This window comes from Flavobacterium sp., from assembly GCF_044369455.1.
In the GTDB taxonomy this organism is placed as follows: Bacteria; Bacteroidota; Bacteroidia; order Flavobacteriales; family Flavobacteriaceae; genus Flavobacterium.
This window is the reverse complement of record NZ_JBIPLW010000016.1, coordinates 1-23,240: the sequence shown is the minus strand read 5'-3', so window position 1 is coordinate 23,240 and position 23,240 is coordinate 1. Positions and strand designations below refer to the sequence as shown.

Below are 23,240 nucleotides of genomic sequence, written 5' to 3'. Positions count from 1 at the left end.
TTGAACTCTAAATGATTAAATAAAATGTAATAAAATAAATTTTATGAGCAAGTTTAAATTAGACGAAGTAGACCACCAAATCTTAGACATGTTGATTGACAACACTAGGATTCCTTTTACTGATATTGCAAAGAAATTATTGATTTCAGCTGGAACGGTTCACGTTAGAGTTAAGAAAATGGAAGATCAAGGGATAATTATGGGTTCTTCATTATCTTTAGATTACGAAAAACTGGGGTATTCTTTCATCGCTTATGTAGGGGTGTTTTTAAACAACACCTCACAAACCAAATTTGTATTAGAGAGAATTAATGAAATTCCATATGTAACTGTGGCTCATGTAACTACAGGAAAATTTAATATTTTCTGCAAAATCCGAGCAAAAGATACTAAACACGCCAAAGATGTTATCTTTATGATTGATGATATCGAAGGTGTTTATAGAACAGAAACGATGATTTCGTTAGAAGAAAGCATTAATGATAAAAAACGTTTGATGCATACTATTTTTCAGGAATTAGACTAATCATCACAAAAATATCTTTTAAACCTCAAGTGAAAATTTGAGGTTTTTTTGTACATTTAAAATTCAATTAAACGACCATGTACACTTTACCAAAAATTGAACAGTTCAACCAAGATGTATTGTCAAAATATCACATTTACAATAGTGTGTTTATTACATTACCCTTTGATGCAATTGATAATACAGGAGTTTTACTGCCATTATTCTCAGAAGTTTGTGATACAGGTTTTAAAAATAATTGGTCCCCGAAGCAAATTGTAGATTTCTTTGCCGATAAATATCTAGATAAAGCAACTGAAGATAAAAAAGTAGATTTGATGTTTCGCTTTATACAATATGTAGAAAGACAAATTGTACTTTTTGATGCTATTGAAGATGCTGCTTTCTCGATAATTAATAATCTTGAAGGAAGAGGTTCTTTACGTGATATTAAAGAAAAGGCAGAAGCCAAAGACAAGCATGCTGAATTGGTTAATTTTTTAGACACTTTCAATGTTAGAACCGTGTTAACAGCACATCCTACGCAGTTTTATCCAGGTTCTGTACTAGGAATTATAACTGATTTGACCGAAGCGATTCGTCAAAATGATTTGTTGCAGATTAAGCAATTATTGGCACAATTGGGAAAAACACCGTTTATCAAAAAGGAAAAACCTTCACCATATGATGAAGCGGTAAGTTTGATTTGGTATCTCGAAAATGTATTTTATCAAACTATAGGTGATATGATGCAGTATTTGCAAAAAAATGTTTTTAACGGAAATATAATCGAGAATCCGATCATTAATCTAGGTTTTTGGCCAGGTGGTGATAGAGATGGAAATCCATTTGTAACTCCAGAAATTACCGAAAAAGTCGCAAACAGATTGCGAACTTCGATTCTCAAATGTTATTACTTTGATATTAGAGCACTGAAACGTAAATTAACATTTAACGAAGTCGATACCATTATTGCAGGTTTGGAATACCGATTGTATCGCTCGGTTTTTTATTCGCAAGGGGATATTTTTATTACGCTAGATGAATTGTCAAGTGAATTAAATGTTGTTCGACAAATAATAATTAACAAGCATCATTCATTATATTTAGATGATGTAAATCTGCTTTTACAGAAAGTGAACCAGTTTGGTTTTCATTTTGCTTCTTTAGATATTCGTCAAAATAGTCGCATTCACAATCAGGTTTTTGATGATATTATTGCTTTCTTAAAAACAGAAAAGATGGCATTTTTCCCAGATGATTTTGATGCTTATTCTATTGATAAAAAAATGGATTTCATTTCAAAACTTCATTTTGATTTGACTCAACATACTTTTGAAAACGAAATTACGCGTGCTACTTTAGATACTATTAAATTGATGCGCGAGATTCAGAATAAAAATGGAGAAAAAGGATGTAATCGTTACATCATCAGTAATAACGAAAGCGCGTTAAACGTTATTGAAACTTTTGCCATGTTCCGTTTGTTACATTGGGAAAATCCAACGGTTGATATTGTTCCTTTATTTGAATCGGTTGAAGATTTGCAAAATGCCCATGAAATTATGGAACAATTGTATCAAAATGAAGCCTATCGATTTCATCTTAACCAACGAAAACAAAAGCAAACAATAATGCTTGGCTTTTCAGACGGAACCAAAGATGGGGGATATTTGATGGCCAATTGGAGTATATTTAAAGCCAAAGAAACCATAACCGAAGTTTCTCGTAAATACGGAATCAAAGTAATTTTCTTTGATGGTCGTGGTGGACCTCCAGCCCGTGGTGGCGGAAAAACACACAAATTTTATGCTTCGTTAGGTTCTACTATTGAAAACCAAGAAATTCAGGTTACGGTTCAAGGGCAAACCATTAGTTCTAATTTTGGAACTTTAGATTCCTGTCGCTATAATTTAGAAAATCTATTGAGTGCTGGTGTTGCCAATGAAGTTTTTAATAAAGATGAAAATAATCTTTCGTCTTCTGATAAATATATTATTGATAAATTAGCAACTATCGGGTATCAGAAATATTTAGATTTTAAATCGCACCCGAAATTTATTCCCTATTTAGAGCAAATGAGCACGCTGAAATATTATGCTAAAACTAATATTGGTAGTCGACCTTCGAAAAGAAATACGGATGAAAAATTAAACTTTGCCGATTTACGGGCGATTCCGTTTGTGAGTGCGTGGAGTCAATTAAAGCAAAATGTACCTGGTTTTTTTGGAGTAGGAACGGCACTAAAATATTTTGAAGATGCTAACCAATGGGATAAAGTACAGACACTGTATGATGATTCGTTATTCTTCCGAACCTTATTAGAAAACAGTATGATGTCATTGGCTAAATGTTTTTTTCCGTTAACGGCATACATGAAGGAGGACAAAGAATTTGGCGCCTTTTGGCAAATCATTTATGATGAATTTTTGGAAACAAAACGTCTATTACTAAAAATTGCAAGGCACAAAACCCTTATGGAAAATTATCCCGACGGAAAAGCTTCGATTGATATTAGAGAACAAATTGTTATGCCTTTATTGGCAATTCAGCAGTATGCTTCTTCTCAAATAATTGAAATGAAACGAACCAATATGGTTAACGAAAAGTTAGTTAAAGTATATGAAAAATTGGTAACGCGTTCGTTGTTTGGAAATACCAATGCCAGTAGGAATTCGGCGTAAAAAAAATAATATGAAATCAACCGAATTAAAACCCGATGAATTCCCAGCCTATTTTGCTAATTACTTGAATCAAGTTTCAGATGAATACACCTTGGTAGAAGAGCTAGAAATATCCGTACATCGTTTAATAAAATTTGTACAAAACATTCCGTTAGACAAATTTGATTATCGTTATGCCGAAGGAAAATGGACGATTAAGGATATTCTTCAACATCTAATTGACGCCGAAAGAATATTTGCGTACCGAGCATTGCGCTTTGCTAGAAATGATACAACCGAATTAAAAGGTTTTGAAGAAAATGATTATGTCGACGAAGCCAATGCCAACAAAAGAAGTATTCAGGAATTACTGACGGAATTGGCTGTGGTCAGACAAGCTTCATTGTCACTATTTAAATCATTTTCGGAAGAAGAATTCCTAAGAAAAGGAATTGCTTCTAATAATCAAATATCCGTAAGAGCGTTGGGATTTGCTATTATTGGGCATCAAAATCATCATCAGAGCGTTTTTGAGGAAAGATACCTTTGATTATTTTAAATTAAATTCTTGATTTAGATTTGAAGACTTAAATTTTGTACAATAAAAAAATCCCAAATTCTTTATAGAACTTGGGATACATTTATAATTTAAAATTCAAAATTTATAATAATTTATTACTCCTCGTCGTCTTCATCAGCAAAATTATCAGAAACTTCAAATTCATCCTCATCGTCATCATCGTCATCATCATCTGAACCTCCTTTATCTTTTAATAAATCGTCATCGTCATCTTCATCTATATCGGAAGGAGCGTCTTCATCATCGTCCAGTCCTTTTATAGGCTCTATTGGTTCCACCACGGAGTCAATATCTTCTTCTTCGTCAAATTTTTCCATACGACTGGCCAGTTTTGTACTTACTTTTACTAAGTATATAGTGTCTTCTGTTTTTACTTCCACGGCTTCGACTAATTCGTTCTGAGCATTTCTAAAACGAATAATATCACTATCATCATAACCTTCAGGAAACTTATCGACCAATAAGTTAAGAATGTCTCCAGTTAATTTAGCATAGTCTACGATAATTCTTCTCATAAAAAAATCTTTTATAAATCTAGTAAGTAAGCAAATATTAATGGCGCAACAATGGTTGCATCCGATTCGATAATAAATTTAGGTGTATGTATATCAAGTTTTCCCCAAGTGATTTTTTCGTTTGGAACCGCACCAGAGTAGGAACCATAACTTGTAGTGGAGTCGGATATTTGGCAAAAATAACTCCAAAATGGAACATCGTGTATTTCCATATCTTGGTATAACATGGGTACCACACAAATTGGAAAATCTCCAGCAATTCCTCCGCCAATTTGGAAGAAGCCTAATCCTTTTCCTGTTGAATTTTTTGGATACCAATCGGCCAACCACATCATGTATTCAATGCCACTTTTCATGGTGGTTGGTTTAAACTCTCCTTTAATACAATAGGAAGCAAAAATATTTCCCATGGTACTATCTTCCCAACCTGGAACTACAATGGGTAGGTTTTTCTCTGCGGCAGCTACCATCCAAGAATCTTTTGGATCAATTTCGTAGTATTGTTTCAGTACACCAGAATTTATCATTTGGTACATAAATTCATGCGGAAAATAGCGTTCTGCATTTGAGTCAGCATTATTCCAAATATCATATAAATGTTGTTGTAATCTTCGGAACGCTTCTTCTTCGGGAATACAAGTGTCAGTAACTCTATTAAAATGGTTTTCTAATAAATCCCATTCGTCTTGTGGACTCAAATCACGATAATTGGGTACTCTTTTATAAGAATTGTGAGCTACCAAGTTCATGATATCTTCTTCTAAATTGGCTCCAGTACACGAAATTATGTGTACCTTATCTTGTCGAATCATTTCTGCCAATGATTTACCTAGCTCGGCTGTACTCATGGCACCAGCCAAAGTTATCATCATTTTACCGTTGTCAAGTAAATGTTGTTCATATCCTTTTGCAGCATCAACAAGTGCTGCAGCATTGAAATGCAGATAGTTATTTTCTATAAACTGACTGATTGGTCCTTTGCTCATTTTGTTATTGGGTGCTTTAATTTGCTTCTCAAAGAAAATCTTTTTTTCTAATACTGCAAACAATTTTTTTAAATTAAATTGTATAAAATAGTTATAAATTTATTTAAAATTTTCTTGTTATAGTTTTTTGTAGCCTAATATTTTCAACACATCATCTGCATTCTGTTGTTCAGAGAAAACTTCGGTGGCTAATATTCCATTTTCATCGCGGTCAATTAAAATATGTTTTGGTTGCGGAATTAAGCAGTGATGTAATCCACCAAAACCACCAATGGTTTCTTGATAAGAACCAGTATTGAAAAATCCTATATATAATGGTTTTTCTTTATTGTATTTAGGCAAATAAATAGCATTCATATTTTGTTCAGAATTGTAATAATCATCGCTATCACAAGTTAATCCGCCAAGTAAAACCCTTTCGTATGTATCATTCCATCTATTAACCGCTAACATCACAAAACGTTTGTTAATTGCCCAAGTATCAGGTAAAGTAGTGATAAATGAACTGTCGATCATGTTCCACTTTTCTCTATCATTTTGTTGTTTTTGATATAGAATTTGATAAATCGCACCGCCACTTTCACCAACGGTAAACGAACCAAATTCGGTAAAAATATGAGGAACATCTACTTCGGCCTCATCACAAGCAATTTTTACTTGGTTGATAATTTCGTCAATCATGTATTGGTAATCAAATTCAAAAGCCAATGAATTTTTGATTGGAAATCCACCACCAATATTCAAACTATCCAGAGTTGAACATTCTTTTTTTAAGGCAACATATACTTTAATACATTTTACCAATTCATTCCAGTAATATGCTGTGTCCATAATACCAGTGTTGATAAAAAAGTGAAGCATTTTTAGTTCTACAGCTTTATTTTCTTCAATTTGTTTTCTGTAAAAGGGTACAATATTTTTATATCCAATACCAAGGCGCGAAGTATAAAATTCAAATTTTGGTTCTTCTTCTGCTGCAATTCTAATTCCAATTTTGAATTTGCCATTTATAGATTCTTGCAATAAATCAAGTTCTTCATAGTTATCAATAATTGGAATAGTTTTATGATGTCCACCGTTAATTAAACGGGCAATGTTTTCAATATATTGTTCTCTTTTGAAACCATTACAAATAACATAAGTGTTTTTATTAATTTTTCCTTGAGCCATTAAATTCTCCACAATATTAATATCAAAAGCAGAAGATGTTTCGATGTGAATATTGTTTTTGAAAGCTTCATCCATTATAAAACTAAAGTGCGAACTTTTTGTACAATAGCAATAGTAATATTTTGCTTCATACTTATTTTTTTCCATGGCTTTTCTAAACCAACCTTTTGCCTTGTTAATATTATTAGAAATCTGTGGTAAGTAGGTAAACTTTAATGGCGTTCCATATTGTTCTACGAGTTTCATCAAATCGATGTTGTGAAACTGAAGATTATCTTTATTTAGAGTAAATTCTTCTTGTGGGAAGTAAAACGTTTGATTTATTAAGTCGAAATATCTAGTATTCATTGAGGATGTAAAATTGAAGATTAATTAATTGTATAAAAAAAGTAATCTCGAATTCAAACCCTAATGTTTGCATAAATAATTGGTAGTTTCTCTTGAAACAAAAAAGTAACTGTTGGATGCAAAGCAGTAAATTCATTTTTTTGAATAAAAAAATGAGGTGAAAAAGTAAAGAAAATGTTTGTTCTTTCTTGACTGTAAATACTGTAATTTGAAGTGTTGTCACTTTTTTTCATTAGGGCAAATGTAAAAAATAAAATTTGCGTATTCCAACTATTCTTGCGAAAAAATCATTAGCATTTGTAATCTTTGAAAGATTTTAAAATTAATTCATTATCAACTTCTTGATTGATTGTAATAGCGCCAATTCTGTCAAGTAAGGCAAACTGTACTTTTCCATATTCATTTTTTTTGTCATGGATGAGTAAATCCAAAATGGGTTGAAGATCTTTTTCTTCAAAAAGAATGGTTTCAAAAATAGCTGCTATTACATTTTTAATCTCGGCATATTCAGTTTCTGAAATTAATTTTTTTTGCCAAGAAATATAACTTTCCAAAATCATTCCTACAGCAACAGCTTCACCATGCAATAAGGGAGTTTTATTTTCATTTTCCAGAAAATAACTTTCAATAGCATGACCTAAGGTATGTCCAAAATTGAGTGCTTTCCGTATCCCATTTTCTGTTGGGTCTTGAGTGACGATTTCGTTTTTAATTTCAATAGAGCGATGAATTAAAACATCAAAGTCAGCAAAGTCAGATTGTTTTAAATCTCTAAAATGTTTCCAGTAATTAGCATCTGCAATCAATCCATGTTTAAGCATTTCGGCCAATCCAGAACGCATTTCGTTTTGAGGCAAAGTATTTAAATAGTCTGTGTCTACCAGCACCATTTTTGGTGAATTAATAACTCCAATTTGGTTTTTTAAATTTCCTAAATCCACACCATTTTTTCCTCCTATAGAGGCATCAACCATGGCCAATAAAGAAGTTGGAATATTGATAAAATCAATACCTCTTTTGAAAGTTGAAGCCACAAAACCGCCAATATCAGTAATAACGCCACCGCCAACATTGATTAACAAACTTTTTCTATCAGCACCAAGTTCTGTTAGTATTGACCAAATTTCGACACAAGTTGTGATGTTTTTTTCGCTTTCGCCAGCTTCAATTTCAATGATTTCAATGTTTTTATCGGTCGCTAAATAGGATAAAAACCGCATCAAGCATTTTTCATTTGTGTTAGTATCAACTAAAATAAATAGTGAGGAATAGTTGTTATCAGCAATAAATTTATGGAGTAAATCATATCCATTCTCATTAAAATAGACTTCATAACCGTTGGCTTGTATGGTTTGCATAATTCAAAAGGTATTTTATGCAAAATAACTGTTTTTTTGGTTTTGATTAACAATTGGTTTAATTTATTTGAATTACATTTGTTTACTTTTTATACGTAATTGTTAAACAGAATTTATGCTCAAAGAAAAACATAAAATGCTTGATGCAATCGCTATTGATAGAATTATTGAAATGGCTTGGGAAGATAGGACCCCATTTGACGCTATTGAATTTCAATTTGGTTTAAAAGAAGCCGATGTCAAAGCTCTTATGAAAAAAGAATTAAAGTTTAGTAGTTACAAACTTTGGCGCGAACGGGTTGAAAATTGTAAAACAAAACACAGTGCCAAAAGAGTTGAAGGAATAGATCGTTTCAAATGCAAATTGCAACGAGCTATTTCTAATAATAAAATTTCAAAACGATAATTAAAGCTTATTAAACAGATTAAAATGGAGAATAAAAAACCTGATAATATAGTTTACTCAGAAGATAAGGGATATAATGCTAGTATGTTGCCATATTCTACTAGTGTTGGTGCACCTGTGATTCGAATTGATGACTTGGTTTCTTGGAAAAGTAGAGGTATTAGCAACGTAAACAAACAGTTTGAGAATAAGTTCAATGAGCTAAAACTTCAATATGAAAATTTAATGAAAGAATACGAGTGGAACGAACTAGTATATAATTCTAAGTTTTCATTTGAACCTGTTATCGGAGAAATCTATCATATGTACCGAGCAAATGATGGCATGAATTTTCTTTCGCTTATCGGACCTAACGAATGGAATAAAGAACACATTGGCACTTTCAAATTAAACAGCGATAAAAAGTGGATAGCACTTCATGAAAAAGAAAAAAACTTATTTTAATTTTTCCAAAACCAACCAGAAAATATGCAGAAATTCATCACTTCAAAAGCACTAAATGCCATGGAAAAACAATTCCGCGTGCATCTTATTAATAGCTTAGGTGGATTTAAAAGTGTGTCTCTTGTTGGAACTGCTGATCAAAATGGAAACCCCAATTTGGCCATTTTTAGCTCGTTTTTTCATGTTGGAGCAAATCCACCTTTGGTTGGGTTAATTTTTCGTCCAAGTCCGCCAGAACGAGATACTTTGCGAAACATAATTGAAACAGGTTTTTACACCATTAATCACATCAATGAGAAGATTTATGAACAAGCGCATCAAACCTCGGCGCGCTATGAAAAAGATATTTCTGAATTTGATGTAACGGGCTTGAATGCCGAATATAAAAATGATTTTTTTGCGCCTTTTGTAGCAGAAAGTAAGGTGCAATTGGGAATTGAATTTAAAGAAAAATTGGAAATTTCTATCAACAATACTACCCTAATTATCGGTGAAATTGTTCAGATTTATGTACCTGAAAATTGTATGTATGACGATGGTTTTATCGATTTAGAAAAAGCCAATACCCTCACTTGTTCCGGTTTGGATAGTTATCATAAAACCATTCAGTTGGACCGATTGAGTTTTGCAAAACCCGATAAACCCCTAACTTCATTACTTCAAAATTGAAAAAAAAAGCTGCAAATATTGTTTGGCTCAAACGTGATTTACGTTTTACTGATCATGAGCCCCTTTATTTGGCACAACAAGAAGATATTCCATTTTTACTGCTTTACTTTTTTGAACCCTCTGTCATGAATTATGATGATGCCGATGTGCGACATTGGCGTTTTATTTATGAGTCCATTCAAGAAATGCAATCAAAGTTAGCCGCCATTTCAGCTAAATTATATTTTTTTCATAACGAAGTTCCATTCGTTTTTGAAGAATTACTCAAAATATATGATGTTAAAACTGTTTTTTCACATCAAGAAATTGGTAATAAAGTCACTTATGATAGGGATATTGCGATGCAATGTTTTTTTGATGAAAAAAGTATTCAATGGAAACAATCTCAAATGCATGGTGTCATCCGAAAATTGAAATCAAGAAAAGATTGGGACAAGCGTTGGGAAAATGTAATGCGCGCTGCACCTAAAATGATTGAAATAAAGTCATTAAAAATAGAAACTCTAAATGAAAATGATTACAATACATTAAAAGGAGAAAACTTATCGAATGAAATTACTATACGAAATAACAACTTCCAGCAAGGAGGCGAAAATTTTGCTTGGCGGTATTTAGACAGTTTTGTGAAAGAGCGTTATGTGAATTACAGCAAACATATTTCAAAACCCAATTTGAGTAGAAAAGGGTGTAGCCGATTGTCTCCTTATTTGTCTTACGGAAACATCAGTATGCGAATGATTTATCAATATACCAATCAGCATTACGAACAAGCTTCAAACAAAAGAGCTGTTTTAAATTTTGTTTCACGATTGCATTGGCATTGTCATTTTATTCAAAAATTTGAGGATGAATGTCGCATGGAATTTCATAATATAAATGCCGCTTTTGACAGTATTGTAAAACCAAAAAATGAACGCTATATCAACGCGTGGCAGGAAGGAAAAACGGGCGTTCCTATTGTTGATGCGTGTATGCGGTGTTTAGTCACAACAGGTTACATCAATTTTAGAATGCGTGCTATGGTAGTTTCCTTTTTTGTTTTTAATCTATGGCAAGATTGGCGCGAATTACATTTTTTAGCCCGACAATTTCTAGACTACGAACCTGGAATTCACTATCCACAACTCCAAATGCAATCGGGAGTAACGGGGATCAATACGATTAGAATTTACAATCCGATTAAAAATTCTGAAGAACACGATACCGATGGAATATTTATCAAAAAATGGGTACCCGAGTTGGCCAATATTCCACCACATTTAATACATGAGCCATGGAAACTAGGATTAATTGACCAGCAATTATATGGTTGCGAAATCGGAAAAGACTATCCTCATCCTATTGTAGATATTGATGCCACAAGAAAGTATGCAAGCGATAGTATTTGGGGTTTCCGAAAAAGTAAAGAAGTGAAAGAGGAAGGAAAACGAATTTTAAAAAAGCACGTGAGTAGAGCGCCAATTTTACAAAGTAAAATTGTGCAAATCACTCATTCCGATCTTGCTCCGGAATCTAATCCCAATAAAAATTTAAAAAAGAGCGATTAGTAATGGCCATTTTTTTAAAAGCAAACTGGGAAAACATCATTATGGTTAATTATGAAATTGACCCAAAAGTGTTGTTGCCCTTTCTTCCAAAAGGACTGGAACTAGACTTTTATAATGGAAAAACATACATAAGTTTGGTAGGTTTTATGTTTAAAAATACCAAATTATTTTCTATTCCAATTCCAAAATTAGGTACTTTTGAAGAAATCAATTTGCGATTTTACGTAATTAGAAAAGAAGAAAACCAAACAAAACGAGGGGTTGTTTTTATCAATGAAACCATTCCATACAAGATTGTTGCATGGATGGCTAATTTCTTATATAAAGAACATTACACTGTAGTTCCAACAAAGCACACTATTATCAAAAAGGAGAAAAACCAAAAAGTAACCTTTGAATGGAGGGTCAACCAAAAGTGGAATAGTATTTATGTTGAAAATGAAATTCGAGCCCAACAAATGCAACAAAATTCTCTTGAAAAATTTATCTACGAACACTATTATGGATACACCAAAATAAATGAAAATAAGACAGAAGAATACCGTTTGCATCACCCGAGTTGGAAAATTCATCACGTAACTAATTATCAAATCTCCTGTGATTTTGAAGCCATGTATGGCGAAACTTTTTCGTGTTTGAACCATAGAAAACCAGCAGCAGTTTTTATTGCAGAAGGTTCCTCGGTAGCTATAGATTGGGAAAGAACTAAACTAAAACTAGATTATGAAAGGAGTTAAGAAACAAAACTTACCCAGGAAAATGTGTATTGTGTGTAACCGACCTTTCTCATGGCGAAAGAAATGGGAGAAAGTTTGGGATGAGGTAAAATATTGCAGTGATAAATGTAGAATGAATAAAACTAAATAGCCACAGATTCACAGATTTATAATTAATCGAAAAAATCTGTGAATCAATGGCAAATAAAATATAAATGCTAAAAACTCTTAGATTAATTCTTGGTGACCAACTCAATAGCAATCATTCTTGGTATAAATCCGTTGATGATTCAGTAACTTATATTTTGATGGAAATCAGAACCGAAACCGATTATGCAACGCATCACATTCAAAAAGTGGTTGGATTTTTTGCGTCGATGCATTCTTTTGCAGCGGAGTTAAAAGCACAGGGACATAACGTAATTTATTTTCACCTTAACGATAAAAACAACCAGCAGTCATTTGAAAAAAACATAAACACAATTCTAGCTGAAAATTCTTTTTCTAAATTCGAATATCAATTGCCAGATGAATATCGATTAGATGTTTTACTCAAAAAGTATTGTTCTCAACTATCAATTCCATTTCAGGTTTTTGATACAGAACATTTTTATACCACTCGAGAAGAATTAGGTTCTTTTTTTGAAGGAAAGAAAACATTTTTGTTAGAAAGCTTTTATCGTGCCCTCAGAAAAAAACATCACGTTTTAATGGAAGGCGACAAGCCTTTAACAGGTCAGTGGAATTATGATGGCGAAAACCGAAAAAAACTACCCAAAAATCACAAACCAACGTCGCCATTGGTTTTTGATAATGACGTTACTCAAATCGTTTTTGAACTAAAGTTAACCGATGTTAAAACTATCGGAACTATTAATGCTACCCATTTTGTTTGGCCGATAAATAGAAAACAGTCCTTAGCTTTATTGGAATTTTTTGTTACTGAATGTTTACCCTTATTTGGAAGTTATCAGGATGCGATGACACCAAACGAATGGTCGTTATATCATGCGCGAGTTTCATTTTCAATGAATATTAAAATGATTTCTCCCCAAGAAGTAATTAACAGAGCGATCAAGGAATGGGAAAATAGAAAAGAGGAAATCGAATACCATCAACTAGAAGGATTTGTCCGACAGATTATTGGTTGGCGCGAATACATGCGCGGCATTTATTGGCTGAAGATGCCCGAGTATGAAACTATGAATTTTTTCAACAATCAAGAAAAATTACCTGCTTGGTTTTGGACAGGAAAAACCAAAATGAATTGCTTGAAAGATGCCATCTCGCAGTCTTTAGATTATGCCTATGCTCATCACATCCAACGGTTAATGATTACGGGAAATTTTGCGTTGTTGGCTGGAGTTCATCCCGATGAAGTTGATGAGTGGTATCTCGGAATTTATATTGATGCTATTCAATGGGTAGAAATTACCAATACACGCGGCATGAGTCAGTTTGCCGATGGGGGCATTGTAGGAACAAAACCGTATGTGAGTTCGGCAACTTACATTGACAAAATGAGCCATTATTGTGGAAGTTGTTTTTATGATAAATCTCTTAAAACTGGAGTGAAAGCTTGTCCTTTCAATAGTTTGTATTGGAATTTTTATGATAAAAATGAAGATAAATTGTCCAAAAATCCAAGAATTGGTATGATGTACAATGTGTGGCGTAAAATGCAACCCGAAGCAAAAGTTGCGCTTTTAGAACAAGCCGATTATTATTTAAAAAATATAAATGATTTATGAAATCGCCATTAACAAGAAGTTTGCGTAAGCAAACACCAATGAAGATTGAGCGATTCCATATGACCTTAAAAAAACAAATATTATCTACATATGAAAAAAGCGATAGTTTGGTTTAAAACGGATTTACGTTTGCACGACAATGAAACCTTAGTGACAGCTATAGCCAAAAGTGATGAAATTATTCCAGTATATTGCTTTGATGAAAAACAGTTTGAAGAGACGGAATATGGTTTTAAAAAAACAGGAAGTTTTAGAGCCCAATTTTTACTAGAAGCTGTTGCCGATTTAGATAAAAATCTACGAGCATTAGGTTCGGGATTGATGGTGCTAAAAGGCAAACCAGAAATTGAAATTCCAAAAGTAGTGTCTCTTTATAAAGTAAATAAACTATATGCAAAACGCGAAGTTACTTTTGAAGAAAAACAAACCGAACAGTTAGTGCAAATTGAACTTTGGAAACAACAATGTGAAATGATAACGTATAGCACAAGTACACTATATCACGCTCAAGACTTGCCTTTTTCTATCAAAGACATTCCGGATGTGTTTAGTAATTTCAGAAAAAAAGTGGAGAAAGACGCTAAAATCAGAACCGTTTTTGAAAAACCTAAAAGCATTTCCTCACCGGAATTTCCTGCTGCGCAATTTCCAACGCTAGAAGAACTCGGATTATCATTTTCAAAAATTGACAAAAGAGCCGCTATTAATTTTGTGGGTGGCGAAAGTGCCGCATTAAAAAGAATGAATCATTATTTTTCAGAAACAAAAGCCATTTCCCAATACAAAGAAACCCGCAACGGATTGATTGGTGCGGATTATTCATCAAAATTCTCCGCATGGCTAGCTTTGGGATGTTTATCTCCAAGGGAAATTTATTTTGAATTGAAAAAGTACGAAACACAATTTGGCGCAAACGAGTCAACCTATTGGTTGGTTTTTGAATTGTTGTGGAGGGATTATTTTAGATTTATGATGAAAAAATATTCCAATAAGTTTTTTCAACAAAGTGGTATTCAGGATAAAGGGATTAGTGTCAATAAGCACAATATCCAACTATTAGAAAGTTGGATTGATGGAACAACAGGCGTTGATTTTGTTGATGCCAATATGCTTGAATTAAAATTAACTGGATTTATGAGCAATAGAGGAAGACAAAATGTGGCCAGTTATTTGTGCAACGATTTAAAACTCGATTGGCGCTATGGTGCTGCCTATTTCGAACAACAATTAATTGATTATGATGTGTCGAGCAATTGGGGAAATTGGGCGTATCTTGCAGGTGTTGGAAATGATCCAAGAGGCAATCGTTATTTTAATATTGATAAACAAGCTCAGGATTATGATAGGGACAAATCCTATAGAAAATTATGGTTAAAAGAATAGAAATAACCTAAAAAGACAATCATGAAAATTCTATTAACAGGAGCGAATGGTTATGTAGGCAGAAGACTTTTACCCGAATTATTAAACCAAGGTCACGAGGTTGTTTGTGCCGTTCGCGATAAAACAAGATTCGGTCTTGATACTGAAACCCTGTCATTGATTTCAATTTGGGAAGTTGATTTTTTGGATGAATTTAATCCAATTGATTGCCCAATAGATATTGATATAGCTTATTACTTGATTCACTCCATGTCAAGTTCAGTAGATTTTTTTGACAAGATGGAGGCAAAATCAGCTCATAATTTTAACTTGTATTCTTCCTGCATGAATGTGAAACAAGTTATTTATCTGAGTGGTATTGTTAACGACCCAAAATTATCCAAACACATGATGTCTAGAAATAGTGTTGAAAAAATACTAATGGAAGGTAAACCAAGTGTAACCGTTTTAAAAGCGGGAATAATTGTAGGTTCGGGTAGTTCTTCTTTTGAAATAATTAGAGATTTATGCGAAAAATTGCCCATTATGATTACCCCAAAATGGGTATTGACTAAAACACAACCTATAGCAATTCGAGATGTAATTACATATTTAATAGGTGTTCAAAACAGAATTGATTGTTTTAATCAATCCTTTGATATTGGTGGTCCAAACATCATAACCTACAAACAAATGATGCAATTGTATGCCAAAACAAGAGGTATAAAATTGGCTATTTTTACAATTCCTGTAATGACCCCAAAATTATCGTCTTATTGGCTTTATTTTGTAACTTCAACGTCCTACAAATTAGCAATAAACTTGGTCGATAGTATGAAAGTTGAAGTGGTTTGTAAAGATAAAAGATTGCAAGAAATGCTCGATGTAAAACCTATTTCATATGTAGATGCCATAAAATTAGCTTTCCAAAAGATAGAACAAAATTTAGTAATCTCTAGCTGGAAAGATAGTTTGACAAGTAGCCGATTCAAAAAAGATTTATCCCAATATGTACAAGTACCTAATTTTGGTTGTTTGAAAGACAGTAAATCAATAAAAATTCTAAATTCAGAACAAGTTTTAGATAATATTTGGACTATTGGTGGTGATAAAGGTTGGTACTATGGCAATTGGATGTGGCAGTTAAGAGGATTTATCGATAAGCTCTTTGGAGGTGTAGGGTTGCGTAGAGGAAGGACAAGTCCAACTCATCTAGATAATGGTGACGCACTCGATTTTTGGCGGGTTTTATTAGCTGATAAAGAGGGTAAAAGGTTATTACTTTTTGCAGAAATGCGAGTTCCAGGCGAAGCTTGGCTCGAATTTAGAATAGATGAAAACAATGTGCTACATCAAATTGCGACATTCCGACCGATTGGAATTTTTGGACGATTGTATTGGTATAGTATGATACCGTTTCACTTTTTCATTTTTAACGGAATGATAAATAAAATTGCTACGCAAAACTAGTTTTTTTAAATAGTCTATTCCTAAAAGTCTTTTTATATTTGCCTCGCTAAATAACATTATGGATACTATTTTCAACAACACTCAAGTTGCTTTTGCACTAAAAACAGATACCGAATTAGACCGGGCTTATTTTTTATTCAAAATGATTGATAATGAGCCATTAGTGCGAATTGGTACTGCGGTTACCAACTTTGCTTTGAAGGCACATTTACCCGTTGAAGGTTTGATTAGAGCTACAGTTTTTGACCATTTTTGTGGTGGTACCACCGAAGAAGATTGTTTATCAGTTGTAGATAAAATGTTTACTAAAGGCGTTTCTTCCGTTTTAGATTATTCTGTGGAGGGAAAGGAAGAAGAAGATCAGTTTGATGCCGCTTTAGAAATGACCATAAAAACTGTAGAGTTTGCGAAAGAACGAAATGCTATTCCGTTTGCCGTTTTTAAACCAACGGGTTTAGGTCGATTTTATCTTTATGAAAAAATAGGTGAGAAACAACCATTAACCCTAGAAGAACAAAAAGAATGGAATAGAGTGGTTTCTCGTTTTGATTTAATTTGTAAAACGGCTTTTGAAAAGGATGTAGCATTATTGATTGATGGAGAAGAAAGTTGGATGCAAGACGCAGCCGATGATTTGGTTACCGATATGATGCGCAAGTATAATAAAGAAAAAGCTATTGTTTTTAATACCTTGCAATTATACCGCTGGGACAGATTGGACTATTTGAAACAATTACAGCATCAGGCCAAAGAAGAAGGATTTTTTATTGGGATGAAATTGGTTCGTGGTGCTTATATGGAAAAAGAGAACAAGCGTGCGGAAGAAAAAGGATATCCAACCCCAATCTGTGAAAGTAAAGAAGCTACCGATAGTAACTATGATACAACGATGGCGTATATGATGGATAATTTAGATTCGATGTCTATTTTTGTAGGAACCCACAATGAATTAAGTTCATACAAAGTTATCGAGTTGATGAAGGATAAAGGTATTGCTAAAAATGATAACAGGATTTGGTTTGGACAATTATACGGTATGAGTGATAATATCAGTTATAATTTGGCTGCCCATGGTTATAATGTAGCCAAGTATTTACCTTTTGGGCCAGTTCGCGATGTGATGCCTTACCTTATCCGAAGAGCCGAAGAAAATACTTCGGTAGCTGGTCAAACCAGTAGAGAACTAAATTTATTGAAGACAGAACGAAGTAGAAGAAAAAATCAGTAAATAGATAAAAAAAACATCTTTTGTTGAGTTTTTTTATAGGTCAATTTCCTTTAAAAAAATACACTACTGATATAAAAACAATATCTTTGTTTTTTGTTTTTTAAACAAATCCCAAAGATAAATTCGAAGTCCTACTCAAAAGATATTTTAAGATGAAGTTAAATCACTTTTTATTTAAATTATTATTAGTTGTACTATCATTATTCTGTTTTAAAGGGTTTTCACAAAATTTACTGAATAATGGAAATTTTGAAACAGGTACAGTAATTGGTTTCTTTTCAAATGGGGCTGGTTATGTAAGACTTACTCCGCCTTTTTCGGGCAACACTAATTCAGGGAATTGGGCTTTAGTTACTAATCCACAACTTATAAATACGGCATCCTTTGTTTCTGTTGGAGATCATACTACAGGAACTGGGATTATGATGGCTGTAGATGGAAATACTACAGGTGGTCAACAAAATTTTTGGGAAGCGGGCAATGGCGGAGGAGGTGTATGCGGATTAACAGTTGGTTCAGTTTACACATTTAGCTATTGGATTAGATCTATTTATGGACCTGTATCGGGTACACCAACACCAGCTGATATTAGGGTTGATATGCCAAATGCAAATTCAGTCACTCTTATCTCGGGTAGCTTAATAGCTCCACCAACCGCAAACGGATGGCAACAAGTGGTTTACACATTTAGACCCAATTTTTCTTGTGTAAACATTAAATTGTTTAATAACAATACAGGTTTTGATGGTAATGATTTTGCCATTGATGATTTATCGGTTACCGCTGCACCCTTACCTTTATCATTATCAGTTTCTTTTTCAAATGTTACCTGTCCCAATGCTAACAATGGTACTATAGTAGTTTCAGGAGTTAATGGAGTGCAACCTTATGTAAATTATTCATTATCTGGTACTGCCTCTCAAACCAATTCAACGGGAATTTTTTCTGGGTTAGCTCCAGGAACTTATGCTGTTTCTGTCTCCGATAGCAATAGTCCTCCATCAGTTGTTTCACAATCAAATATTATTATCACTCAACCAGTCAATTTAAATGTAAGTGCTTCACCAACATCTATTTGTGCTGGTAGCCCAACAATTTTATCGGTAAGTGGGAGTGCAAATCCCTATACTTGGACAGCATCTCCAGCTGATCCAACTCTTGTAGCTCCTAACAGTGCTTCACCCACTGTTAGTCCGACTCAACCTACAACCTATACAGCATCATCTACTTCAACTTCGACTTCAACTCAATTAATTACTAATGGTAATTTTTCATCAGGAAATACCGGATTTACTACAGATTATCAATTCTTAACAGTAACGGTTCCAGCTGGTGCGCAACGAACCTATGGTATTGTCACTAATTCGAATAGTTGGTTTGGCGGATTTTCTCCTTGTACGGCAAATGGAGGCTCAGGAAACATGATGGTTGTTGATGGTTCTACCTTAAATGGGGGAAATGACAGAGTATGGTGTCAAACAGTTACCGTAGTTCCTGGGCAGAATTATACGTTTAGTTATTTTATTCAGACAGTAGCTACTCCTAATCCTGCCAATATAGATGTTCTTATCAATGGTGTTTCAATTGGTTCTGCATTTGCTCCAACAACATCTTGTAGTTGGGTGCAAAGAACCTATACTTGGAATTCTGGTGTAAGTACTATAGCACAAATTTGTATGTATGACAGAACAACTACAACTTCTGGAAACGATTTTGCTTTAGATGATATATCATTTACAGGGGCATTAACTTGTAATTTATCAAATTCTGTAACAGTTACAGTTACTCCATCACTATCTCCTATAATCTCATGTGGTATTCCTACAGCTAATTCAGTAACCTTTAATTGGCCTGCAGTTGCAGGAGCAACTTCTTATACAAGATCCTATAGTATTAATGGAGGTCCTATAGTTAATCTTGGGACTTTACTTTCTTCAACTCAAATAGTAAATTCCTTAAGCCCTGGTGATTCTGTTCAAATTTTTGTCACCCCAGTGGGAACAGGTTGTTTTACGCAATCAACTCAAACTTGCCTTTCGTTGTTACCTTGTTCGCTTCCGAATCCTGTTGTAAGTGTAACGCAGCAACCAACATGTACAATTTCAACAGGAACAATAGTGTTTACGAGCCCATTAAATACAACACCTATTTCGGTTCCTTCCGATTTGTTTATTTCTGAAGTAACCGATGAAAGTACTGGAGCATTATCCTATATTGAAATTTATAACGGAACTGGTGTGTCTAAAAATTTGGCAAATTATAAGTTAAAAATATATAATAACGGAAACCCCGGTCCGTCTTTGAATTGTGATTTTCCATTGGTTGGAACTCTTGCTAATAATGATGTTTATGTTGTTTCCATTGGTAGTGCTACGAATCAAGGTGGAGTAGTGCCAGATTTGGTAGTAAATTTATGTTCAGGTTTTAATACCAATGATAATGTTCGTTTGACCACAAGTACCGATGTAGAAATTGATTTATGGGGAAGAACAGATGGAGTAGATTTTACACCAGGTAATTTAGATGGTTATACCTACAGAAGATTGGCAAATGCTCCACATCCAAGTTTGATTGGGAATCCAGCAGATTGGTTAGCGTTAGACCCTCAAGAGTATACGAATATTGGAACCTATCAATTTGTAATATATGAATATAGTGTTAACGGTAGTAGTTATCAGTCGAGTCCAACTTTTACTAGTTTGGCTTCTGGAACTTATAATGTTACCGTTAAAGATATAATTTCTGGTTGTATTTCAAACTCAATTGCTTTAGTTGTTAATCCAGCACCATCTGCACCAAATGTTTCAGGTTCCACATTTAATCAAGCGGATTGTACGGTTAAACTAATTGGAAATTCGACAAACTTAGGAGTTACGATTACATGGAATGGACCTGGTTTAGCATTAAATACCCCAAATCCAGGTACTGCAAACCAGTCTGGAACATATACAGTTACTGTTTTTGATTCAGTTTCTGGATGTTCAAGTTCGACTTCTGTAAATGTTACTATTACCCCACCGCCTTCACCAGCAGTTACAATTACGCAACCCACTTGTGTAGTCACAACAGGTTCTATTGCAATTACATCACCTTTGGGAGGAAATTTAGAATATAGTATTGATGCTATTACGTATCAATCAAGTCCAATTTTTTCTAACTTAACACCTGGAAACTATAATGTTACCGTTAAAGATTTGACTTCAGGATGTATTTCTGCACCTATCCAAAGTACAATAAATCCAGTTCCTGATGTGATTACACCAACATTTAATCCAATTTCCCCAATTAATGTTGGTCAGTCTTTATCCCCATTACCTACAACTTCGATTAACGGTATTACTGGCACTTGGAGTCCAGCTTTAAATAATACCACCACTATCCTCTATACATTTACACCTGATCCGGGGCAATGTGCTACCACTACCACCTCAACCATTACAGTAAATGCAAATTATTCTTGTTCCCCAAATGGTAATCTTTTGATTTTTTCAAATTATGATGGAGGCATTTTAAACATTGAAATAGATCAAAATATACCAAATATTAAAATTGGAGTAACGTCTTATGAACCAGTCAGAATAAATATAACTGGCCCTTTTGCTGGGAATGTTACTCAGCTTATATATGCTGGTACTAATTCTTCTGCAAACAATAATAATTGTGGGTTTCCTATAGCAACAACAACTGTAAATGGAATACCAATTGGGAACACTACTATTTTAACCCAACCTGTTTTGGCTAATGGGAACATTTTAAATTGCGCCTATAGTTGTACTACAGCTGCGGGAGGTTGTAATACAATAGACGAAATCTATGATTATTTTGCAACCAATTTAGGAGGGGTACTCTATTCGTTAAAGGTTCAATATTGTTGTTGGTTGGGCTCAGATACCTTTCAAGTTTCTCAATTGGCTGGTAGTTGTTGCAATAGTAGTAATAGTACTATAACCTTGACATCTGCAATTAATACCGATAATCAAATAGTTTGTAGTAACAATCCTATTACTACTATAACATATAGTTACAATAATGCTACACCAATAGTATCCGGTCTGCCCAATGGAGTAAACGCTTCTGTTAATAATGGTATAGTCACAATTAATGGAACACCAACAATAGTGGGTATATTTAACTATAATCTATCAGTTCCTGCCAATTGTGGTACTGTACAAGCTACAGTAGGATCGATAACAGTAAATAATTGCAATATATCACTTACACTGACCTCTCCTCCAACAACTATTTCTCAAACCGTTTGTATTAACACTGCAATAAATAATATTACCTATAATGTTGTTGGTGCAACAGGAGCAACTGTCTCAGGATTACCATCAGGAGTTACAGGATTTTATAACTCAGGTGTTTTTACAATAAGTGGTACATCAACTCAATCGGGTACGTTTAATTATACAATTACTACAACAGGAGGTTCAGGACTACCAGCCACTGCCAATGGAACTATAACTGTGAATAACGAAGTTTCACCAACCTTTAATTATACCACTATTACCACCTGTATTCCTGATTTTCTTCCTACTGTGATGTTAATCACCACATCTAATAATAATATTGTCGGTACTTGGTTTCCGGATCAAATTTTAATTGTACCCGGAACAACTACTTATACTTTTACACCAAACGCCGGACAGTGCGCAACCACTTTTTCTTTTCAGTGGACAATGAACCCTTTAGTTACGCCAACATTCAACTCAATACCCGCTCTTTGTTTTGGATCAACACCACCTATTTTAGCAACAACTTCATTAAACGGTATAACTGGATCTTGGTCACCATCTACTATTGACACAAGCGTTTCAGGTACAACAATTCACACATTTATCCCTGATGTTGGTGAATGTGCAAATTCTATTACATTACCAATTACAATAGCACCTCAATTAACCCCTGTGATTTCCATCGTTCAATTGTGTTCATCCAATTCTGTAACGGTTACCAGTCCTATTGGCAATAATTATCAATATGCTATCGATGGTGGTCCTTTTCAAATAAGTCCACTATTTTTGAATATAGCCCCCGGTAATCATAACATCGTTGTGAATGAAACCAATGCTAATTGTTTTTCTAATCCAATAAATTTTACTATCAACCCTTTTATCAACGATGTATTTGTTAACACGCCACAACCATTGAATTATTGCGACCCAAACAATGACGGATTTGGGACATTTGATTTAACGCAAACTATAAATTCTATTACAGGAGGTACTTTATATACAGTAACTTTCCACAAAACCATTACAGATGCTAACGTTGATGAAAATGCTATTTCAAATACTACTGCTTATCCTAATATTAACCTTTGGACACAAATTATTTATGTAAGAGTCGAATCTATTATTACAAGTTGTTATGAAGTAGTCCAACTCCAATTAAATGTTAACCCAACCCCCGAAGCGACAGCACCAGCAGATTATAAATTATGTGATTTTAATCAATCCGCTGGAAATATTGGTTTTGAGAATTTTAATTTAAATTCGAGAGTTAATGATATATTGGGCAGT

The 23,240-nt window shown here is 33.8% G+C and carries 19 protein-coding genes; 14 read left to right on the top strand and 5 right to left on the bottom strand.

The features are described from left to right. Positions 1-43: 43 nt before the first annotated feature. The 3 genes from ACIQ2L_RS12415 (at position 44) to ACIQ2L_RS12405 (ending at position 3,718) form a co-directional block, all read left to right on the top strand. Positions 44-526, top strand: a complete 483-nt coding sequence (locus ACIQ2L_RS12415; protein WP_264521043.1) for an Lrp/AsnC family transcriptional regulator — start codon at positions 44-46, stop codon at positions 524-526. 77 nt (positions 527-603) lie between these two features. After that, a complete protein-coding gene (locus tag ACIQ2L_RS12410; RefSeq protein ID WP_396159268.1) occupies positions 604-3,189 on the top strand; it encodes a phosphoenolpyruvate carboxylase in 2,586 nt (861 codons plus the stop codon). 10 nt (positions 3,190-3,199) lie between these two features. Next, on the top strand, positions 3,200-3,718 hold the full coding sequence (locus ACIQ2L_RS12405; protein WP_396159266.1) for a DinB family protein: 519 nt from the start codon (positions 3,200-3,202) through the stop codon (positions 3,716-3,718). A 125-nt stretch (positions 3,719-3,843) separates the two neighbouring features. On the opposite strand, the gene ACIQ2L_RS12400 is transcribed toward ACIQ2L_RS12405, so the two are convergent. The 5 genes from ACIQ2L_RS12400 to aroB all read right to left on the bottom strand — a co-directional run bounded on the left by ACIQ2L_RS12400 (position 3,844) and on the right by aroB (position 8,125). Further along, positions 3,844-4,263, bottom strand: coding sequence for a DNA primase (locus ACIQ2L_RS12400; protein ID WP_396159264.1), 420 nt, complete (start codon positions 4,261-4,263; stop codon positions 3,844-3,846). A gap of 11 nt (positions 4,264-4,274) precedes the next feature. Further along, the gene (locus ACIQ2L_RS12395) at positions 4,275-5,249 is read right to left on the bottom strand and encodes a deoxyhypusine synthase family protein (RefSeq protein WP_396159298.1); all 975 of its coding nucleotides are present in this window, start codon (positions 5,247-5,249) and stop codon (positions 4,275-4,277) included. A gap of 117 nt (positions 5,250-5,366) precedes the next feature. After that, a complete protein-coding gene (locus ACIQ2L_RS12390; RefSeq protein WP_396159262.1) occupies positions 5,367-6,767 on the bottom strand; it encodes an arginine decarboxylase in 1,401 nt (466 codons plus the stop codon). 53 nt (positions 6,768-6,820) lie between these two features. Then, positions 6,821-7,000, bottom strand: a complete 180-nt coding sequence (locus ACIQ2L_RS12385; protein ID WP_396159260.1) for a hypothetical protein — start codon at positions 6,998-7,000, stop codon at positions 6,821-6,823. Between the two features lie 57 nt (positions 7,001-7,057). Beyond that, positions 7,058-8,125 (bottom strand): 3-dehydroquinate synthase, encoded by a 1,068-nt coding sequence (gene aroB / locus ACIQ2L_RS12380; protein ID WP_396159258.1) that lies wholly within the window; start codon positions 8,123-8,125, stop codon positions 7,058-7,060. A 115-nt stretch (positions 8,126-8,240) separates the two neighbouring features. On the opposite strand from aroB, the gene ACIQ2L_RS12375 reads away from it, so the two are divergent. The 11 genes from ACIQ2L_RS12375 to ACIQ2L_RS12325 form a co-directional block, all read left to right on the top strand. Further along, positions 8,241-8,531 (top strand): TIGR03643 family protein, encoded by a 291-nt coding sequence (locus ACIQ2L_RS12375; RefSeq protein ID WP_396159256.1) that lies wholly within the window; start codon positions 8,241-8,243, stop codon positions 8,529-8,531. A 24-nt stretch (positions 8,532-8,555) separates the two neighbouring features. Beyond that, positions 8,556-8,975: a DUF2452 domain-containing protein gene (locus ACIQ2L_RS12370; protein WP_396159254.1), complete on the top strand. Its 420-nt coding sequence runs from the start codon at positions 8,556-8,558 to the stop codon at positions 8,973-8,975. Positions 8,976-8,999: 24 nt separating this feature from the next. Then, positions 9,000-9,644 (top strand): flavin reductase family protein, encoded by a 645-nt coding sequence (locus tag ACIQ2L_RS12365; RefSeq protein WP_396159251.1) that lies wholly within the window; start codon positions 9,000-9,002, stop codon positions 9,642-9,644. Beyond that, positions 9,641-11,191, top strand: coding sequence for a deoxyribodipyrimidine photo-lyase/cryptochrome family protein (locus ACIQ2L_RS12360; protein ID WP_396159249.1), 1,551 nt, complete (start codon positions 9,641-9,643; stop codon positions 11,189-11,191). The genes ACIQ2L_RS12365 and ACIQ2L_RS12360 overlap by 4 nt, the downstream gene beginning before the upstream one ends. Before the next feature lie 2 nt (positions 11,192-11,193). After that, positions 11,194-11,928 carry a YqjF family protein gene (locus ACIQ2L_RS12355; RefSeq protein ID WP_396159247.1) on the top strand — a complete coding sequence of 245 codons (735 nt, stop codon included), beginning with the start codon at positions 11,194-11,196 and terminating at the stop codon, positions 11,926-11,928. Then, entirely contained in the window at positions 11,915-12,058 is a 144-nt protein-coding gene (locus ACIQ2L_RS12350; RefSeq protein WP_396159245.1) for a DUF2256 domain-containing protein, read from the top strand. Before ACIQ2L_RS12355 ends, ACIQ2L_RS12350 begins: the two co-directional genes overlap by 14 nt. A 64-nt stretch (positions 12,059-12,122) precedes the next feature. Then, positions 12,123-13,658 (top strand): cryptochrome/photolyase family protein, encoded by a 1,536-nt coding sequence (locus ACIQ2L_RS12345; RefSeq protein WP_396159243.1) that lies wholly within the window; start codon positions 12,123-12,125, stop codon positions 13,656-13,658. Positions 13,659-13,748: 90 nt separating this feature from the next. Continuing rightward, positions 13,749-15,041 (top strand): DASH family cryptochrome, encoded by a 1,293-nt coding sequence (locus ACIQ2L_RS12340; protein ID WP_396159241.1) that lies wholly within the window; start codon positions 13,749-13,751, stop codon positions 15,039-15,041. A 21-nt stretch (positions 15,042-15,062) separates the two neighbouring features. Further along, on the top strand, positions 15,063-16,490 hold the full coding sequence (locus ACIQ2L_RS12335) for an SDR family oxidoreductase (RefSeq protein ID WP_396159239.1): 1,428 nt from the start codon (positions 15,063-15,065) through the stop codon (positions 16,488-16,490). Between the two features lie 58 nt (positions 16,491-16,548). After that, positions 16,549-17,718: a proline dehydrogenase family protein gene (locus ACIQ2L_RS12330; protein WP_396159237.1), complete on the top strand. Its 1,170-nt coding sequence runs from the start codon at positions 16,549-16,551 to the stop codon at positions 17,716-17,718. Positions 17,719-17,870: 152 nt separating this feature from the next. After that, positions 17,871-23,240 (top strand): beta strand repeat-containing protein (locus tag ACIQ2L_RS12325; RefSeq protein ID WP_396159235.1); only part of this gene is annotated, 5,370 nt, incomplete at its 3' end.

Bases quoted from the DNA above. Each gene is read 5' to 3' on its own strand.
- ACIQ2L_RS12415 (WP_264521043.1), top strand. From the start codon at position 44: ATGAGCAAGTTTAAATTAGACGAAGTAGACCACCAAATCTTAGACATG.
- ACIQ2L_RS12410 (WP_396159268.1), top strand. From the start codon at position 604: ATGTACACTTTACCAAAAATTGAACAGTTCAACCAAGATGTATTGTCA.
- ACIQ2L_RS12405 (WP_396159266.1), top strand. From the start codon at position 3,200: ATGAAATCAACCGAATTAAAACCCGATGAATTCCCAGCCTATTTTGCT.
- ACIQ2L_RS12400 (WP_396159264.1), bottom strand. From the start codon at position 4,263: ATGAGAAGAATTATCGTAGACTATGCTAAATTAACTGGAGACATTCTT.
- ACIQ2L_RS12395 (WP_396159298.1), bottom strand. From the start codon at position 5,249: ATGAGCAAAGGACCAATCAGTCAGTTTATAGAAAATAACTATCTGCAT.
- ACIQ2L_RS12390 (WP_396159262.1), bottom strand. From the start codon at position 6,767: ATGAATACTAGATATTTCGACTTAATAAATCAAACGTTTTACTTCCCA.
- ACIQ2L_RS12385 (WP_396159260.1), bottom strand. From the start codon at position 7,000: ATGAAAAAAAGTGACAACACTTCAAATTACAGTATTTACAGTCAAGAA.
- aroB (WP_396159258.1), bottom strand. From the start codon at position 8,125: ATGCAAACCATACAAGCCAACGGTTATGAAGTCTATTTTAATGAGAAT.
- ACIQ2L_RS12375 (WP_396159256.1), top strand. From the start codon at position 8,241: ATGCTCAAAGAAAAACATAAAATGCTTGATGCAATCGCTATTGATAGA.
- ACIQ2L_RS12370 (WP_396159254.1), top strand. From the start codon at position 8,556: ATGGAGAATAAAAAACCTGATAATATAGTTTACTCAGAAGATAAGGGA.
- ACIQ2L_RS12365 (WP_396159251.1), top strand. From the start codon at position 9,000: ATGCAGAAATTCATCACTTCAAAAGCACTAAATGCCATGGAAAAACAA.
- ACIQ2L_RS12355 (WP_396159247.1), top strand. From the start codon at position 11,194: ATGGCCATTTTTTTAAAAGCAAACTGGGAAAACATCATTATGGTTAAT.
- ACIQ2L_RS12350 (WP_396159245.1), top strand. From the start codon at position 11,915: ATGAAAGGAGTTAAGAAACAAAACTTACCCAGGAAAATGTGTATTGTG.
- ACIQ2L_RS12345 (WP_396159243.1), top strand. From the start codon at position 12,123: ATGCTAAAAACTCTTAGATTAATTCTTGGTGACCAACTCAATAGCAAT.
- ACIQ2L_RS12340 (WP_396159241.1), top strand. From the start codon at position 13,749: ATGAAAAAAGCGATAGTTTGGTTTAAAACGGATTTACGTTTGCACGAC.
- ACIQ2L_RS12335 (WP_396159239.1), top strand. From the start codon at position 15,063: ATGAAAATTCTATTAACAGGAGCGAATGGTTATGTAGGCAGAAGACTT.
- ACIQ2L_RS12330 (WP_396159237.1), top strand. From the start codon at position 16,549: ATGGATACTATTTTCAACAACACTCAAGTTGCTTTTGCACTAAAAACA.